Source organism: Peribacillus sp. NPDC097264, from assembly GCF_050277925.1.
Taxonomy (GTDB): Bacteria; Bacillota; Bacilli; order Bacillales; family DSM-1321; genus Peribacillus.
The window spans coordinates 75653-93064 of the sequence record NZ_JBNNSR010000010.1; the positions used below are offsets into that span (position 1 = coordinate 75653).

Annotated in this window: 18 protein-coding genes and 2 pseudogenes; 8 read left to right on the forward strand and 12 right to left on the reverse strand. The window is 42.9% G+C overall.

Annotated features, from left to right (window positions below; translation table 11 throughout):
- Positions 1-529: 529 nt before the first annotated feature.
- A complete protein-coding gene (locus tag ACQKL0_RS16370; RefSeq protein ID WP_427688627.1) occupies positions 530-874 on the reverse strand; it encodes a winged helix-turn-helix transcriptional regulator in 345 nt (114 codons plus the stop codon).
- 197 nt (positions 875-1071) lie between these two features.
- Here ACQKL0_RS16370 and ACQKL0_RS16375 point away from each other — a divergent pair, with 197 nt between their 5' ends.
- Both ACQKL0_RS16375 and ACQKL0_RS16380 read left to right on the forward strand, forming a co-directional pair.
- On the forward strand, positions 1072-1800 hold the full coding sequence (locus tag ACQKL0_RS16375; RefSeq protein ID WP_427688628.1) for an SDR family oxidoreductase: 729 nt from the start codon (positions 1072-1074) through the stop codon (positions 1798-1800).
- Positions 1801-2383: 583 nt separating this feature from the next.
- On the forward strand, positions 2384-2998 hold the full coding sequence (locus ACQKL0_RS16380; protein WP_402958894.1) for a TetR/AcrR family transcriptional regulator: 615 nt from the start codon (positions 2384-2386) through the stop codon (positions 2996-2998).
- Positions 2999-3074: 76 nt separating this feature from the next.
- Here ACQKL0_RS16380 and ACQKL0_RS16385 read toward each other — a convergent pair whose 3' ends face one another.
- From ACQKL0_RS16385 to ACQKL0_RS16435, 11 genes and pseudogenes are all read right to left on the reverse strand, one after another.
- Positions 3075-3953 (reverse strand): ergot alkaloid biosynthesis protein, encoded by an 879-nt coding sequence (locus tag ACQKL0_RS16385; protein ID WP_402871837.1) that lies wholly within the window; start codon positions 3951-3953, stop codon positions 3075-3077.
- A 13-nt stretch (positions 3954-3966) separates the two neighbouring features.
- A pseudogene (locus tag ACQKL0_RS16390) lies at positions 3967-4092 on the reverse strand (nuclear transport factor 2 family protein); the annotation flags it as partial.
- Positions 4093-4215: 123 nt separating this feature from the next.
- The gene (locus tag ACQKL0_RS16395) at positions 4216-4389 is read right to left on the reverse strand and encodes a hypothetical protein (RefSeq protein ID WP_403079921.1); all 174 of its coding nucleotides are present in this window, start codon (positions 4387-4389) and stop codon (positions 4216-4218) included.
- Between the two features lie 87 nt (positions 4390-4476).
- Positions 4477-5026, reverse strand: a pseudogene (locus ACQKL0_RS16400) (IS3 family transposase); the annotation flags it as partial.
- 206 nt (positions 5027-5232) lie between these two features.
- On the reverse strand, positions 5233-6099 hold the full coding sequence (locus ACQKL0_RS16405) for a YihY/virulence factor BrkB family protein (RefSeq protein WP_402871831.1): 867 nt from the start codon (positions 6097-6099) through the stop codon (positions 5233-5235).
- A 253-nt stretch (positions 6100-6352) separates the two neighbouring features.
- Positions 6353-7576 (reverse strand): cation:proton antiporter, encoded by a 1224-nt coding sequence (locus tag ACQKL0_RS16410; protein ID WP_402871828.1) that lies wholly within the window; start codon positions 7574-7576, stop codon positions 6353-6355.
- A gap of 6 nt (positions 7577-7582) precedes the next feature.
- Entirely contained in the window at positions 7583-8080 is a 498-nt protein-coding gene (locus ACQKL0_RS16415; protein ID WP_402871825.1) for a cation:proton antiporter regulatory subunit, read from the reverse strand.
- A 51-nt stretch (positions 8081-8131) separates the two neighbouring features.
- Positions 8132-8695: a tyrosine-type recombinase/integrase gene (locus ACQKL0_RS16420; RefSeq protein ID WP_402871822.1), complete on the reverse strand. Its 564-nt coding sequence runs from the start codon at positions 8693-8695 to the stop codon at positions 8132-8134.
- Positions 8696-8774: 79 nt separating this feature from the next.
- Positions 8775-9452 (reverse strand): hypothetical protein, encoded by a 678-nt coding sequence (locus ACQKL0_RS16425; protein ID WP_402871819.1) that lies wholly within the window; start codon positions 9450-9452, stop codon positions 8775-8777.
- A 125-nt stretch (positions 9453-9577) separates the two neighbouring features.
- A complete protein-coding gene (gene mreBH, locus ACQKL0_RS16430; protein WP_402871816.1) occupies positions 9578-10585 on the reverse strand; it encodes a rod-share determining protein MreBH in 1008 nt (335 codons plus the stop codon).
- 87 nt (positions 10586-10672) lie between these two features.
- Positions 10673-11929, reverse strand: a complete 1257-nt coding sequence (locus tag ACQKL0_RS16435; RefSeq protein WP_427688631.1) for an MDR family MFS transporter — start codon at positions 11927-11929, stop codon at positions 10673-10675.
- Positions 11930-12066: 137 nt separating this feature from the next.
- Between ACQKL0_RS16435 and ACQKL0_RS16440 the strand changes: the two genes are divergently transcribed.
- The 6 genes from ACQKL0_RS16440 (at position 12067) to motB (ending at position 17394) form a co-directional block, all read left to right on the forward strand.
- Positions 12067-13158 carry an AbrB family transcriptional regulator gene (locus ACQKL0_RS16440; RefSeq protein WP_402871814.1) on the forward strand — a complete coding sequence of 364 codons (1092 nt, stop codon included), beginning with the start codon at positions 12067-12069 and terminating at the stop codon, positions 13156-13158.
- 177 nt (positions 13159-13335) lie between these two features.
- Complete coding sequence (locus ACQKL0_RS16445) at positions 13336-14475, forward strand: YibE/F family protein (RefSeq protein WP_402871812.1); 1140 nt, start codon at positions 13336-13338, stop codon at positions 14473-14475.
- Positions 14472-15245 carry a YibE/F family protein gene (locus ACQKL0_RS16450; RefSeq protein WP_427688634.1) on the forward strand — a complete coding sequence of 258 codons (774 nt, stop codon included), beginning with the start codon at positions 14472-14474 and terminating at the stop codon, positions 15243-15245. The genes ACQKL0_RS16445 and ACQKL0_RS16450 overlap by 4 nt, the downstream gene beginning before the upstream one ends.
- Positions 15246-15396: 151 nt before the next feature.
- Positions 15397-15603: a hypothetical protein gene (locus ACQKL0_RS16455; RefSeq protein WP_402989133.1), complete on the forward strand. Its 207-nt coding sequence runs from the start codon at positions 15397-15399 to the stop codon at positions 15601-15603.
- A gap of 251 nt (positions 15604-15854) precedes the next feature.
- On the forward strand, positions 15855-16646 hold the full coding sequence (motA, locus tag ACQKL0_RS16460; protein WP_402871803.1) for a flagellar motor stator protein MotA: 792 nt from the start codon (positions 15855-15857) through the stop codon (positions 16644-16646).
- Positions 16639-17394, forward strand: a complete 756-nt coding sequence (gene motB, locus ACQKL0_RS16465) for a flagellar motor protein MotB (RefSeq protein ID WP_402958915.1) — start codon at positions 16639-16641, stop codon at positions 17392-17394. Before motA ends, motB begins: the two co-directional genes overlap by 8 nt.
- Positions 17395-17412 lie beyond the last annotated feature (18 nt).

Sequence of the window (17412 nt, forward strand, 5' to 3'; positions counted from 1 at the left end):
AATAAATATTATACCATTTTTCTCCAGATCAATGAGCGATGCGTTACATGAAAAAATGGACCCTTATAAGGGAGGACCCTGAAAAATATACGTTTTACGTGAAGCAGCGTCTCCGTTTGCAACTAACCTACTTGCCCACTCACGCTCTTCAAATTGTGCCCGACAACCCGAACGCGCCCGGTATGCGGCGATTTTTTTGCCCCCACTCTATGATTTCGAGCCGCGGATATTCCACGCCCAGCAAGAGAATCGGGTCGAATAAAATTTTAAGAAGAATGCTCCAGACAACGGATTAAAGCCGTCCAATCCATTTCATCATAACCATGGTTCATTCCTTCAGCAAAATAGTTATGGATCAGTTGGCCCACAGGCAGAGGAGCATAGACGGACTGCGCAACCTTTATAGTCAGTTCAATGTTTTAAAACCGGTCGGTTCAAAACGTGTTCTGTCATTATCGATTCATAGTTCTGATTTACCGGAGATTGAAAAAGAGCATCCACGACACGCTAAGACTTCTCAATCGCAGACTTAGGATAGAAACTCTTTTCCCCATACTCTTATAGAATCGATGATGCTCGACAATTTATTTCCTTGTTCAGTGAGGAAGTATTCTGTTTTGGGTGGCACAGTGTCATCTACCACCCTCTTCACAATTCCATCCGCCTCGAGTTCCCTGAGCTGTAATGTCAGCATTCGTTGTGAAATCCCCGGTATTAAGCGTCTAATTTCATTAAATCTGACCGATTTTTTGGATAAAATGTCGATAATGATTCCCTTCCATTTGCCTCCTATCATATGTAAAACTATTTCAACAGGGCAGGCCCTTATAACCTCTTCACTACAATCGCCATAATTTTTTAATCCATATCCCATATTTCCACTCCATTCTTTAAGTTACAAAAATGTGCCTACTTACAATTATCAATTTTTTCCATTATATTAATTATATCAAAAATGAAAGGAGTTCATATCATGATTACATGTACATATAAAAGGCCGGGACAAAGATAAGAAGTAACTATGTACTCGTAAGTACAGGTTTTAGAAAAATAGACTAGGGAGGCAATTTTATGATTAAATCCAAGATCGTATTAATTACAGGTGGAAACAAAGGTATTGGTTTTGAGACAGCAAGACAATTGGGAAACATGGGGTATGAGATTTTAATAGGAGCAAGAAACGAAAAAAAGGGACATGAGGCCGTAACGTTATTGGAAACGGAGAAAATTAAAGCTAAAACAGTGCTTCTTGATGTCACGAACCCCAGCTCTCTTCTCTCCGCAGCAGATTGGATTGAACAAGAATATGGATTGCTTGATATCTTGATTAATAATGCAGGCGTGTTTTCGGAAGGTAACATACCTCCAAGTGAACTGGAACTGTCCGTTCTAAAGAGCACATATGAAACAAACGTTTTCGGCGTATTTTCTGTTACTAAAGCAATGCTTCCATTGCTCAGAAATTCTTCTTCTGGAAGAATTGTTAATCTTTCCAGCGGATTAGGTTCCTTAACCTTGAATTCAGACCCAGCTTCGGAATTTTATAATGTGAATTCGCTCGCCTACAATAGCTCCAAAACGGCTGTGAATGCTTTAACTGTTTTCTTTGCTAAAGAATTAAACAATTCTCCTATTAAAATCAACTCAGTTTGCCCTGGATTTACAGCTACCGATTTAAATGGTAATAGTGGCTATCGTTCAGTCGAACAAGCAGCTTCCATTGTAGTGAAGCTTGCCACAATAAATAGTGATGGTCCAACTGGTGGCTTTTTTGATGACAATGGAGTTGTGCCTTGGTAAAACTGAAGGAATAAGTTAGCTTTAATGTCCAAAGCATCTGGATAAAAAATATTTCCTCATACATTATCTTATCCATTTTCTGCACGAGTGAAATACTACTATATATTTTAGCAGTTATATCCATTTTCTATGGATATAACTGCTAACTCTGTTACTTATTACACTTCCCTACACTCTTGTCTTTCAACCTCATAGATGAGTTGATAATCCCCTTTCGTATTCTCTTTAAGATTTATTATACTTTTTTTTTCTTTATAGACCCCAAGATTTACGTTCATTTTAATCAATTGTTACATGTAGATCGCCATAATCCACTTTTCCTGACGACCTACCGTGCGAGGAGTTCTGACCAAAGCTATTCAGCGTTTTGACTATCTATTTAGCAACAACAAGTATCAGATTTTGGTTCGGATACGGAATATGTGAATCAGGAGTAATTGGGCGAATAAACCATATGGTGGAACAGTCCCCAAGTGGTCGGTTTCTTAAAGAAACGGATGGATTTCGGGGAAATACGTCAAAGCGGGTTCGCCCATAGCATAGTATAATTACTTATATGAATAATTGGAAAGGGGCGCTTACAGTGGCAAGAACGAAGGCCTTTGATACGAAAGAGATTCTGCATAAAGCCATGTATATCTTCGGGAATCGTGGCTATGAAGGCACCTCGTTGCCTGATTTAATCAATGGGCTGGGCATTGCCCGCCAAAGTATATATGATACTTATGGAACGAAATGGGATCTGTTTTTCACAGCTGTCCAACATTATATGGAACAGAAAAATCAAGAGTTGAAGAGACTTTGCGATGGGCCGGGAACGGTAGTTGACAAGGTAGAATTAGTATTTACTACAATTGTTAAAGTCCTTATAGACCCTGAGCTGCGTCTAGAGTGCTTCATTATTAGCAGCGCTATTGAGCAGGCGCCTCACAATGAGGAGCTGGCAGCTTATCTGCAGACGAACACCGAACTGTCGGAGCAAATCTTTTACAATATGCTGGAACGCGCGGTGAAAGAAGGGGCAATAGGCCCGGAGGTGAATATCCGAGATCTGGCCCGGTTCCTGGTACATGAGCGAATCGCCCTGATCACGTCAGCCAAGTTGGGAATGGATGAGCCGAGGCTGTTTGCCATCTCAAATATGGTACTAACGGTCTTTCGGACTATACAGGGCAGCCAAGCGAAAGATTTCATATAAATGTGGACATCAAAAGGCTCTCCTATGGTCATCTTAAACGGTGATGACTGGAGAGCCTTTTATCTTAAAGTACCTCTTAGTTAATTAGACGGAAACCATGTTTATGCTGCAAAATGAATTGCTCTAGGTAACGCGGCTCTCGGCCGGCTACTCGAAATACCGTGTCTGTTATCTGATTCTCCATTCCTTCGAGACGAATACGAACATCCATTCCGGCTAGGTATTCGGCATAGTTATCCGGCAAGCCGGCTGCCTTATGCCTCTCTGTAAGTTGCTCCGGTGTAACACGAATATGCTTGGCTTCCAGGCCGGTAACGCTGCGGATCACTCCGGCCACATCATCATAAGTGAGGGATTCTGGGCCAGTAATGATATGCTCCCGGTTATGGGGCTCCTTGTCGGTCAGGGCATGAAAGCCGACAGCTGCAATATCATCTGCGTCGACGAAGCCTACCTTGCCGTCTCCTGCAGCAGTATAGATGTGCCCGCTGTGGCGTAAGGAGTGCCCGTGACCATGGCTGGGCTCCGTGAAGTTCTGCATGAAATAGGAAGGGCGCAGGACGGCCCATTCGGGGGCATGGTCATGCAGGCAACGGTGAACTCCCCCGAAGACGGGGCCATCCTCCGGAATCGAGGCACTGGATAACAGGACGAAGCGCTTAACTGAAGCGTCAAGTGCTCTGCGGATAAAAGGAATCATGACTTCTTCAGGATGCAGACTTGCAGGTGCAACCAAATATACGGCATGGACGTCCTGCAGGACGTCATCATGGTTAGAGTCATCGAACCAGTCGAATGGTATGTGTTCACCGACTTGTTCATCCCCAGGCTTGGGAAAACTGCGTCCGGCTCTCCGAATCAGATAGCCCTGATCTTGTAGCAACTGTGCAATGCGGGAGGAGGTCTTTCCCTGTCCTCCGGTTAGTAGAATACGAGTAAAGGATTGATTTTGCATACGATTATCTCCTTTAGTTCTTATTTATGTCATGTTTTAAGTTGACTGCTAATGGATTCCAGTAGTCCTGATAGCGGATAATCCTACCATCTTGAACTTCGACTACGGATATATAGCTTTGTTCGTAAGATCTGCCTGTGACTAGGATTTTTCCACTTGCTTTGAACTGAGCGAAGAACACGGGGGCATCGGCTGCTATATGAATGACCGGTGTGGTGAATGAAGTGATTTCAAGCATCTCCCCTAATTCTTCCAGATATTGCTACAGCACCGCCTTCCCATCCAGTCGTTTTGGATTTGTTTCCTGGGCATAAGGAAATTCGAAGACGATATCGGCAGCAAACAAATCTAGAAATGTAGCATACTCCTTACGAATATAACGGTCTGAGAAAAGTTGAATGAGCTGCTCAACTTGATCATAAGACAAGGTACTCATTTCAGTTGCCTCGCTTTCTTGAGAGAATGGATGGATGGAAAAAGGTGGAATTTCTAAGACTACTATATCACTTTTCGGACCGAACAGTCAAATATATTCGGACCGAACAGGGGTCATCTTTTTTAGGTTCCATTGGTGTCTATAGTAATGTAAGCTTCATCCTTAAAGTGGCCAAAGAAGGCCTCCTGAGGGGCATTATCCCAACCGTTTCCTCGTCTAGACTTCGATTGATGTAATCCTAATTTCTTCACTAACTTTTGAAAGTCGGGGTGTGTGTAGTGGGTACCTTGATCCGAGTGTAATAAGGCACTTTCTGCTTTTTTATATCATCGATTCTTCTTTAGCTTCAGAAGGGTGTCTATAGCTAAATCCATGGTGATTCGGTCTGATACGTGGTAGGCCAAGTTTCATTGGTCGAGCCATCTTTAATGGTAGACAAATAGGCTTTGTGGCCCGTTCCGTAAAATAAATATGTGATATCGGTTAGGAGTACTTTTCCGGGGATATCTTGCTTAAATTGTCGCTTTAATAGGTTTGGCATGACCCTATGTTCTTGGGTTGCTTTCATCATTCTCCGATAGGGATTTGCTTTTCTAATGGGGCAGACAATCCCATACTTCTTCATTATTCTTCGGATCTAATCCCCTTTCGGCTAATCCCCTTAACATAAGGATTCTTTGATAAGGCCTTCATTTCTTATTCTGTAAAAGTCTTGTTACTCATTTTGATGTATCTCCAATCCCATGTATCTTCTTTATACATAAAAGTACCCTACAGAGAGACTTTTTTTAAGTGTCTACTCTATAGGGTACATTCTACCATTATAGGAACCTGGTTTTTTCTTTATCGTTTTAAAGGTACGGGATGTACGAGTGTTCGAGACTTCTTTTGAGGTGTGGTATTTTGACGGTGTAGAATCGCATTGATTTCGCCGCCGAGCATTAAGATCAAACCGGTCAGGTACAGCCATAACATTAAAACGATGACGCCCCCTAAACTGCCGTACGTGGACGAATAATTAGCGAAATTGCTGACATAAAAGGAAAAACCGATGGAGATGACAAACCAGAGTATTGTGGCCGTAATTGCACCCGGAATGACGTGTTTGAACGGGAAGTTCTTATTCGGTGCGTAACGGTATAGAATGGCTAGCACGAAAGAGATAACCGCAACGGCGATCACCCATCGCAATATACTGAATAGACTTTGTGTTTCTTCTGGAAGGGACACGACTTGTTCCATTAAATCGATGAGTACTTTCCCAAAGACGGGAAGAACCAGCATCACGATAAATGCAAAGACCAATCCTAATGTTAACAGGATGGAAATGAGGCGAGCCTTGATGAAGCTGCGCGTTTCTTCCACATCATAGGCAATGTTCATCGAATGAATAAATGCATTCATTCCATTCGAAGCGGACCAGATGGTACCAAGGATACCAAAGGTCAGCAAGCCGCCATTCCGTTCATTCAATATCTTGATGATATTCTCTTCGATGGTTTTCATCGTTTCCGATGGCATGAATGTCTTTAACGTATCCAAAGCTGTTTGCGTATCGATGTTCAAGTATGGCAAAATCGACAGCAATAAAATGAGCAAAGGGAATAGTGCGAGGAGGTAATAGTATGCCTGTTCAGCTGCCAATCCTGTGACACGATCCTCCTTGACTTCCTTGATGAGTTTCTTGCTAAAATCAATCGACTTATTCAATCGGCATCACTCCTGAAAAGTTTCTTCGTTTATCTGCTTCTTTTCCCTCAGATCGGGTACCTTAACCCTCCTGAGAGTAAATATTGTAAAGCAGTTACCCATTTACTATTCGAAAATCTCTTCCAACATGTCTATGGGATGGAAAATAAGAAGGGATGACTAGGTGGGAGTCGGCACATCTTGCAAGTTAGTAATCTAAGAAACTCAGAGAATATCGAAAAAGGTCCAGACGTAGGTGTCTGGACCTTTTTGATTAGCCTTCTTTTTGTTGTTCTTTTTGGACTTTTGGCGGCGTCCATTTGAAGATTTTATTGAGGATATTATATATATGCTTGGATTCTTTCGTAAGGACTGGTCCAAGAATCGCTAATGTCAGCACATATAATGCCGCAAACGGGGTTAGGATAGGCATCAAACCGCCAGCAATGCCTAGGTTTGCGAGAATGATGGAGAATTCACCGCGTGAAACGATCGTCAAGCCGATATTGGCTGAGGCTTTATGGGACAAACCGGATTTACGTCCAGCAATCATACCAGCAACGAAGTTACCGATAATGGTAATGATGACGGCTCCAAGTACCATCCAGACTGCTCCACCTAGCGTTGTCGGATCGATACTCAATCCAAAGCTGAAGAAGAATATGGCTCCAAAGAAGTCCCTGAAAGGAATGACAAGTTTTTCGATGCGGTCACTATGTTCCGTTTCAGAAAAGACGAGTCCGAGCAGTAATGCGCCGATTGCTTCTGCAACATGAATCGTTTCAGAGAAACCTGCGATAAAGAACAGTAAGGCGAATACGACAATGATGAAAATCTCATCAGAGGTAATATTGAATAATTTGTTGAGGAAACCGGATGCTTTTCGAGCGATGACGAAAAATAATAGCATATATCCGATTGCGATAAACGTAGATAATAATGTTCCCCAGACTGAACCGGATGAGCTTAATACCAATCCTGATACGACGGATAAATAAACGGCAAGGAATATATCTTCAAACATGATGATTCCCAGGATAAGTTCCGTTTCGTTATTACCGGTCCTTCTTAAATCAACAAGTACTTTGGCTACTATGGCACTTGATGAAAAGCTGATGATCCCGGTTAAAATGAGGACTTCTTTCAGTGGAAGACCCATGAGGAAACCATAAGCCATCGCTAAACCAACGTTTATGACAATATAGATGGATCCGCCTGTCACGATGTTTTTTCCGGATTTCATCAATTTTTTTACAGAAAATTCAAGTCCTAAATAGAATAGAAGGAAAAGAATACCGACTCTTCCGAGGAAGGCAATGATCTCTTCACTTTCGATGAAGCGTAAATCGATCATTCCAAAATGCGGGGCATGAGGTCCTACCAACATGCCGACGATAATTAAGATGGGTACATTCGATATTTTGAATTTCCCTGCTATGAGAGCTGCGGCTGCAACCAATAATAGGGCCGTTCCTACTTCGAAGACTAAGTGATCCATATGTACTTAGTCACTCCTTTCGTCGGTCAGTAATTCTCTAATCAGATTTTTGATGTCTTTTCTTTCACCAGAGATGACCAGCGTGTCGCCTGCAGCAATGATTGAATCAGGACCTGGGTTATTCAGTTGTTTTTTCCCTTTTTTCGAATGGGCGATAACCGTCACGTTGTAATTGTTACGAATGTCAATGTCACCAATCGTTTGGTTAATCGCTTTGGAACCTGGTTCCACTTTGAACCATTCGATGACCAAGTCACCTAATGACATTTCGATTGTTTCGAGTGCCTGTGGTTTATAAATCATACCGCCGATGATGGACGCCATTTGACGCGCTTCCTGATCATTGAGTGTGATGCTTGAAATAACATCCTCATGATCGGTATCAAAGTGGTATAACTCCCTACGGCCATCATCGTGAATGACAATCACTAATTTTTCATCATTTCTCGTGATAATCTCGAATTTCTGGCCTATACCAGGAAGTTCGCTTTCTCTAATTTTCACTTGAATTCCTCCTTAAAATGGTGGTTTGAGATTACAAAAGATAGAAATATGCTATAAATTCACGTCGATGATCGTCTTGAATTTACTCTCCTTGGAGATGCCAATGTACTTCAGTGTCTCGGATGGACTAGAATGATGGTAATGCTTTTGGATCAAGGCGAGGGAGACCCCTTGCTTATAGGCGTGATATCCAAATGTCTTACGCATTGAACTGGCCCCATACTTACCAATCAATCCGGCACCTTCCACCGCATCATGGATGATCCGGTGTGCCTGTTGGCGTGTGATCGGTTTTTTTGTCTTAGGTGATAAAAACAAAAATTGGCCTTCCATCACTTTCGAGTCTTTGATGTATTCTTGTAAAGCTGTCCGGACTTTCTGATTCAAATAGATTTGAGTGACCTCGTCATTTTCCAAGCGTTGCTCATAAAACTCTTTAACTTTTCCCGTTTCATCGAGAACGCTTGCCACGGTCACTTCCAACATCTCATTGATTTTCATTCCCGTATTGATCCCTAAAACAAATAACAAATAATCGCGGCTGGAGTGAGATCGCAAGTAACTTTTGATCTTGCTGATTTCATTGACATCCTTAAAGGCTTCTACATATTCCATAATTCTTCTCCTCTTACCAATGTAACTTAATTATATTATAACACAAGTTATGTTACATTGCATCCGATGATGCTTGTTACTAAAACTCTGTTTTTTGGCGTTGCCCTTCATGGTCTTGAAAATGCTTCGTGGCAAGTAGTGAAATCAGGAGGATGAGTTCAAATCCGTTCATGTACGCATCGCTTTTGATGGGGAGAGGAACGGCGCTACCGATGGTCATGATGACCGTACCTAGCAAATACCATATCCATTTTTGTTTTCGCCAGATCAAGAACCCCGAAATAATCAGTACGAGGGAGATGATCAATACCATGATGGGCGGTCCGCTCGTCGGCTCTGAACTGGTATAACTTAAAACCCCATACTTCCAATCGGCCTCCAGTTTAAGCCCAAGCGTTTCAGTGAATAATTCAAAGCATATTAGGGCGATCACCAATACGCAACTGATATACTTGGCAAGTTTTCTTTGGGCCCACGCGATGTCGGCCTTTTTCAGGGAATCCCAAGCAAAGAGAACTAATGTGGGCGTGAAGAGGGCATGTCCCCAAAAGCGGGCATAGCTGATTGATTCCAGAAAGTGCCCCGTTCCGATATACCGTCCGAGTGCGAGCAGGGTGTTATCCACGATTAGCCCGAAAATCACGAGTAAGAGAACGTTGGAAGCAGAGAGCCATCCGTATTTATTAGCGAGGGTGATTCCCCAAATGAAAAGGGCCACATATCCGGCAAGATAGAAGAAGTAAAGAAAAGTATCCAAATTCTGTCCTCCTTTTTTTATGTATTCTTTACTGAATGGAAAAGAAATATATCTGGCAGGGCTAAATAGCTTTTTAGGCATGAAAAAGAGGGAACCCCCTAATAAGGATTCCCTCTCGCATACTATCAATAAACGGCTTTTTGTAATTTGGTAATGATCTCGAGTGAACGGCCTGTCCCAATGGCAACAGATTCAAGCGGACTATCGGCAAGCTCGACGGGCACGATGAGTTCTTTCATCAACCAATCCTGCATCCCGCTAAGCAAGGCTCCGCCCCCGGAAAGGACCACGCCTTGGTCGACGATGTCCCCACTTAATTCAGGAGGGCATTCTTCCAACGTGGAACGGATGGCTTCTAAAATATGAAGCAAGGATTCTTGAATGGCTTCCTGAACTTCCAAGGACGTAATCGTAATGGGCTTCGGAAGACCCGTCACGAGGTCACGCCCCCTGACTTCCATGGTCAATGGAGAATGGTCGATGAGCGCGTAGCCGATTTCCATTTTTATTTGTTCGGCAGTTCGTTCCCCAATCAATATGTTATGTTTTTTTCTTACATATTGACAGATATCCTCATCCAGTTGATCGCCACCGATACGGACCGAATTACATGAAACGACTCCACCATACGAGATGATCGCTACCTCAGTCGTACCTCCACCAATGTCGACGATGACATTCGCGACCGGTTCTTCTACAGGAAGTCCAGCTCCTATGGCAGCAGCAACGGGCTCTTCGATCAGATGAACCTGTTTGGCTCCGCAATTTTTAACCGCATCCTGAATGGCCCTTCTTTCAACGGATGTGGAACCGGATGGCGTACATACGACCACATTCGGTTTACGGATCGATAAGCCAATCGCCTTGCTAGCTTTTTTCATGATTTCCTTAAGCATTTGTGCGGTCACATCGAAATCCGCAATGACCCCGTCTTTCAATGGGCGGATGGCGACGATATGGCCAGGTGTCTTCCCAATCATATTCTTCGCTTCCAGGCCGACTGCCAATACTTTATTAGTCACTATATCTATGGCCACTACTGATGGCTCATTGAATATGATTCCTTTGTTTTTACTGTAAACGAGTGTATTTGCCGTTCCTAAGTCTATACCAATTTCTGTATTTGATAACATCTAGTCACCCCTCCATAAGAGTTTTGACCCCTATATAATGATTCTACCTCTAATGGTAAGTTTATGGGGGTAGGAAATGGAGTTAGATTATGGAATCTGGACTTTAGTCTTTTCATACAGGGAAAACATGATGAAATATAGAACGGCACTCAAGACGGCAAGGATACTGATCATGAGGAATGTCCCATTATATCCAATCCACCCTGTCATCGGTATGGCTAGTGGGGCAAGCATCCTGCCAATGGTGAAACGTAAGCTTGATGCAGCGAAATACTGGCCACGCATATGTGCTGGGGCCAATTTCGAAACAAATCCTTGCTGGATGCCGGCCGTTAATAGCTCGGCAATGGAAAATAAGGCGATGGCGATGAATAATCCCCAAACCCATTGGGTCGCACCAAATAAAATCATGGAAAAGCTGTATATCAGAGAAGAGATGATGAATACATTTCTTTCTTTATACATGGATGCCCATTTCGTGACGGTAATGGTTAAGAGGGCCACGAATAATCCATTTTCCGCAAGCAAGAATCCGAAAATCTGCTCTTCCTGTAGTGTGATCGAAAATATGGATTGCGGATCGACCATTTCATTAATATAGACAGGGAACAAAAGGTCGAGCTGCATGAACGTTTGATAGACCAAGACGCCTGCGATGATGAAAAGTAGAAACACCTTATCACGGAAAATGACTTGATAGTCTCGTAGTTGGTTCAGTAAAAAAGAGAATCCGTTAACCCTTTTTCCTGATCCCTTTTCCTGAATGGATAGGAGAGCCGTTTCTTTGACCCATGTTTGCAGGATGAAACCTAACAGGATATTGATGATGGCAGCAAGGGCTAACAGTTCGAAACGGTGGGTCGCATAAAAAATCCCTCCCAAAATCGGACCTATGACCACGGCAATATTGATGGACGTATAAAATACGGCGAAGACGCCACTGCGGTCTTTTTCTGGAATCACATCAGCGACCATTGCCTGGCTGGCAGGATTATAAAAGGCGCTGAATATGCTGACGGCGGTGAAGCTGATAAACCCGATGCTGGGTGAATCCAGCCAAGGGGAGCTGGCCCATGCAAAGAATATGTAGGCTATGCCTTGGCCGAAGGTGGAAATGACCATCATCCGCTTTCTTCCGAATCGATCAGCACAATATCCCCCAAATAAATTGGCAACAACCGCAAAGAACTGCGAGAAAATCAGCAGTAATCCAGCGGTTGTTTTCCCGAACGATTCGGAGAAGTAAATCGCAAGGAACGGAAAAAACATCCAAAATGATATATTGACGACAGATTCCCCGGCAAGGCGAATCTTTAAGTTCGTATCCCAATCTCGTAAACGCATAGTAGAATTCCCATACTTTCTGTTATTTTCCCCATCATACTCTGAGTTTGAAATGAAGACAAGACAAGGGATAAATTCCGTCAAATAAGTTATGGTACTATGTAAGTGGAATTTTTATAGATAAGAAGGTTATGGAATTGAAGACATTCATATCGGATCATAAGAGTTTAAAAATGACTTTCACAGCTTTACTGGCGTTTCTAGGAGGGTACCTGTTCGACAAACTTGGCATCTATTTACCGTGGATGCTCGGACCGTTATTTGTGGTGATGATCGCAAAAATCAAATGGGGACACTCGATGTTGTGGTCGAGAACGCTAAGAAGCACCGGACTGATCATCCTCGGCTTACAACTGGGCAGTTCATTTACGAAACAATCGTTACATGAAATGAGCGAATATTTGCCCGTCATGCTTTTTACCACGGTGGTGCTGATTTTGTTCACCGTAGTAACAGGCTTGTTCGTAGGAAAAAGAATGAACTTATCGATGAGCACCTCGCTTCTTGGAAGCTTCCCGGGAGGCCTGTCTCAAATGGTGATCCTGAGCGAGGAAATGAAAGACAGTGACGAAACGGTTGTCGGCTTCATGCAGACGCTTCGGGTCATTCTCGTCATATCGATCGTACCTTGGCTCGTCACCCATGTCATGTCTGTGGATTCCGAAGCAACGGCGACGATGGCAAAAGGGCCGTTCTTTATGTTTGATTATGACGGGACCTTGGCTCTCCTACTGATTGCAGCTCTGGCGTTATTCATTTTCATTGCCATAAAGGTTCATTTCCCACTTCCTTTCCTTTTAGGACCACTCATTGCGGCGGCTCTGTTCAATTTGACAGGATCTGAAGCACCACATATTCCAGGCTTCTGGTTGAACTTGTCCCAGCTTCTGATTGGTGCCCATCTGGGATTCACATTGAAAGTCGATAATCCACGGCTTTTCAGGAAGATGTTCGCGGTGGTTTTCGTGAGTAATGTTTTGCTAATCGGTTTTTGTTACTATCTTGCGGTTTACTTTTCACCAGTCCTATCCTTGCCGGCCAATGAATTGTTTTTAAGCATGGCCCCCGGTGGTGTGGCAGAAATGGCGGTCACGGCCATGTCCGTTTCCGTTGATGTATCCGTGGTCACAAGCTTTCACTTATTCAGGATTTTATTCATCTTGTTTTTAGTGTCGCCACTCATCAAAGTGCTGGATCGGAGACAGGGAAGACAGAAAAGGCGGGAGTGAGGGCTCCCGTCTTTTCCGTCTGCCTCAATGAAAAAGTTATCATCCATTGGTTTTAATTTCATAAACGTCATGTGTTCATGATAAGATAAAAAAATTACATACTGGTAAGGTAGGATGTAGTCAGCCAAACCTGCCGCCATCTTTCCTTTTGGCCACCTGATATATGGAGGTTTTTTTTTGAACATTATCGCAAATACAGTTAAAAAAATCGGTTACAAGAAAGTTTGGGTGTACATCATCATTGCCCTTTGTTTTGTCGCTTCCGTTTTCTTTGTGACTCACAATTATTCATTCTATGAAGGCCCTATAGCCAAAGTCATCAAGACAAATCTGGAAAGTACAACGGAAATGGATGATATGTATCTCAATGAAGATCGGCTATTTACACAGAGTATCGTAGCCCAATTGCAAAATGGAGAAGAAAAAGGGCAGCTTATTACGTTAAAGAATGAATATTCCTCATCTGGTGCCTATGATCAAGAATACAAAGTTGGAAATGATTTATTCGTTTCGATCGATGCAAAAGATGGAGAGGGCCCGGAATTAGCCGGAACGATTAAAGATGTCAAACGTGATAAATATGTGGTGATTGTGGCATGGGTGTTTATTTTTACCCTCCTGATCGTTGGTCAAAAGCAGGGGCTGCTTTCCGTTATAAGTTTGGTGGTCAATGCCGTTTTGTTGTCCTATGCCCTGGACTTTTATATGAGTACATCAGGCATCAGCCTGGTCTGGATATGCGGCATAGCGATCATTCTATTTACGGTCCTTTCCCTCTTACTCGTTAACGGTTTTAATGAAAAAACATACGCAGCCATCATTGCGACGCTCCTAGGGACTTTTTCCTCGTTGTTCATTACCTATCTTGCTATGTGGCTAACGGGAGAAAATGGCCTCCGATATGAAGAAATGCAATTTCTCACCAGGCCTTATAAAATGGTGTTTTATGCAGGCTTGTTTATCGGATCTTTAGGAGCTGTGATGGATATAGGGATTACCATGTCTTCTTCGATCTTTGGGTTGTATGAAAAGAATAATGACATATCCGTAAAAGCCCTGAAAGCCTCTGGATTGGAAATAGGGAAAGATATTATGGGAACCATGACGAATATTTTGTTTTTTGCCTACATAAGCGGTTCCATCCCCGTGATTCTTTTGTATTTGAAGAATGCTTCCACGTTGGGATTCACCCTTTCCATGAACCTATCATTAGAATTGGCCCGTGCCCTTGCCGGGGGGATTGGCATCGTGCTAACGATTCCGATAGGTTTATATATTTCGATCTATTTCGTTAATCGAAGGAAGGGAAGAACATGAATGTATTGGTATTACTAGCAGGCATATTATTTATCTTGATGATCTCGATCGGTGGGAAAAAAGGAGCACGTTCATTTTTTGCTTTATTCTTTAACTTTGGTGTGTTGCTTTTTGCCATCTTCTTTATGAAAAATCCACATAATGATCCGTATATCGTCACATTGATTGCATGTACGGTGATTAGTTATATCACGTTGTTCTTTATTAATGAAGTAAACAGTACGACCAAGACAGCCTTCGTTTCTACGCTCATCACGATTGTCATCGTCCTCTTTTTTATCGTCGTGGTGACGGAACGTGCGATGATCCAGGGGTTTGGTGAAGAAGAAATTGAAGAGCTTAGCATCTTTTCCCTTTATATAGGTGTGGACTTTTTGAAGGTAGGCGTTTCAGTCATTATCATGAGTACGATTGGCGCCATTATCGACACAGCCATGGCCATTTCGTCTCCCATGCGGGAAATGTTTCTCCACCATCCATCCAGCACCAGGAAAGATTTATTTGAATTTGGAATGAGCATTGGGAGGGACATCCTGGGAACCAGTACGAATACATTGTTCTTTGCTTTCTTTGGTGGCTATCTGGCATTGCTTATCTGGTTTAAGGACTTAGCTTATTCTGTTGGAGAAATCGTCAATTCGAAAATATTCAGTGCTGAAATGATCACGATATTTTGTGCGGGAACGGGTGTAGCCCTTGTGATTCCTATTACAGCATTGATAACGGCTTACTACTTAGTGAAAAAAAGGGGGAAGGTAAAGGTCGTGTAGTTTCCTAGGGTCCTAATGAAAAACGAATAGAGTGGAGAAGGCCGCCAATCTCAACGGGTGGCCTTTTTGCTGTTGTGACGGCTCCAGAAAGGGCATATGACAATCCTTATTCATCATACCTATAGAAAAAAAGATGAAAGTATGTGATTGGTTGACTACAAAAAAACAACATCAAATTGTATTCTATAGCATCAAAGGATCATCCATCAAAAACTTTTTAATCATCGATCTCATAACGGGTACTGGGATTTTTTACGCGGTCAAAATTATTTCTGCCAGCGTAATAATGGGGATGGTAGGAAGTGTCATTGGAACGGAGGGCATCAAATGGGTACCTAAACTTTGGAGAAACAAGTGAACTCATCCAAAGGGAAGGGATAAACACGACTGTTTAAAATAACCGTTTCTTCCCTTTTTGTCATAAATTGTCCCTATATTGCGAAATATGCGATAGAATGGTTGCTGTATAAGGATGAATATAGGGAGACTTTGTGAAAAAAGATAGAATTTTTACATTCAATCTATCGGAATAGTAAAATAATCCTCACTTTTTCCGAACTTTATCCGATATAAGGAGCAGACGAGATTTTATATGAATGGGTGAGTATGATGGATATAACATCGGTTGTAGGTATAGTTCTTGGTATAGTGGCTATTTTAGTGGGAATGGTTCTGAAAGGCGTAAGCGTAACGGCGCTGATTAACCCGGCAGCTATCATGATTATCATTGTGGGAACAGTGGCTGCGGTTGTAACGGCTTTTCCTTTATCTGAATTGAAAAGATTGCCAAAAATATTGAAGATCCTTTTCCTTGAACAAAAGCTGACAAAGCCTGAAGAATTGATTAAAACCTTTTCCGAATGGGCGGTCATCGCCAGGAAAGAAGGGTTATTGGCCTTGGAAACCATATCGGATCAGGTGGATAACACCTTTTTGAAAAATGGGTTGAACCTTGCAGTGGAAGGTCAGAGTGCTGATTATATTCGAGATATATTGGCTGAAGAAATAGAGGCAATGGAAGAACGTCACCACAGTGGAGCGGCCATCTTTAGCCAGGCAGGCACCTATGCCCCGACGCTTGGCGTGTTGGGTGCTGTTATCGGGCTGATTGCGGCATTGGGTAACATGGCTGATAGCGAGGCATTGGGGCATGCGATATCTGCCGCTTTCGTTGCGACCCTTATGGGGATTTACACAGGATATGTGTTATGGCATCCCTTTGCGAATAAGCTGAAACGGAAATCGCAACAGGAAGTCCGCATCAAGGAAATGATGATTGAAGGGATTTTGTCGATCATCGAAGGAGAAGCGCCAAGGACGATTGAACAAAAACTAACATCTTATTTGCCTGCTGGAGATCGTAAAAAGTGGTTAGAAGGCGATGTGAGAGAAGATGGCTAGGCGGAAAAAGAAACAAAAGCATGACGAACATATTGATGAATCTTGGTTGGTCCCCTATGCGGATATATTGACGCTGCTTCTGGCTCTTTTCATCGTTCTATTTGCATCAAGTTCGGTGGATGCAGTCAAATTCCAACAATTGTCCAATGTGTTTAACCAAGTGTTCACGAGCGGAACGGGATTCATGGAATACCCGAGTGACTCCCCCAGTAATAATCCCACGTCCCCTGAACAAATGACAGGGATTAAAGGGACGAAGGGGCAGGGTAAGAGCGAGGAACAACAACTTATGGAAGTACAGAAACGGGTTAATGCCTATATTCAGGAAAATGATTTAGTGGACGAGCTTGATACGAACCTTACGGATGAAGGCATGTTGATTTCCATCAGGGATAATGTGCTGTTCGAATCGGGAGTATCGGAAGTGAGAATTGAAGATCGCAGGATTGCCAAGGAGATTTCGAGTCTGCTTGTTATGGACTTGCCTCGGGGCATTGTCATAAGCGGCCACACCGACAATGTTCCCATCAAGACGTATCGCTATGATTCGAATTGGGATTTAAGCGTCATGCGTGCAGTGAACTTCATGAAGCTGCTTCTTGAGAATACGAACTTGGATCCTGAAATGTTCAGTGCTAAAGGCTACGGGGAATTTAAGCCGGTCGCATCCAATAAGACGGCACAAGGCCGGGCTAAAAATCGACGGGTTGAGATTTTGATCGTTCCACGTACCCCGATAAATGAGTGAGAACCTGTCTGGAATGGA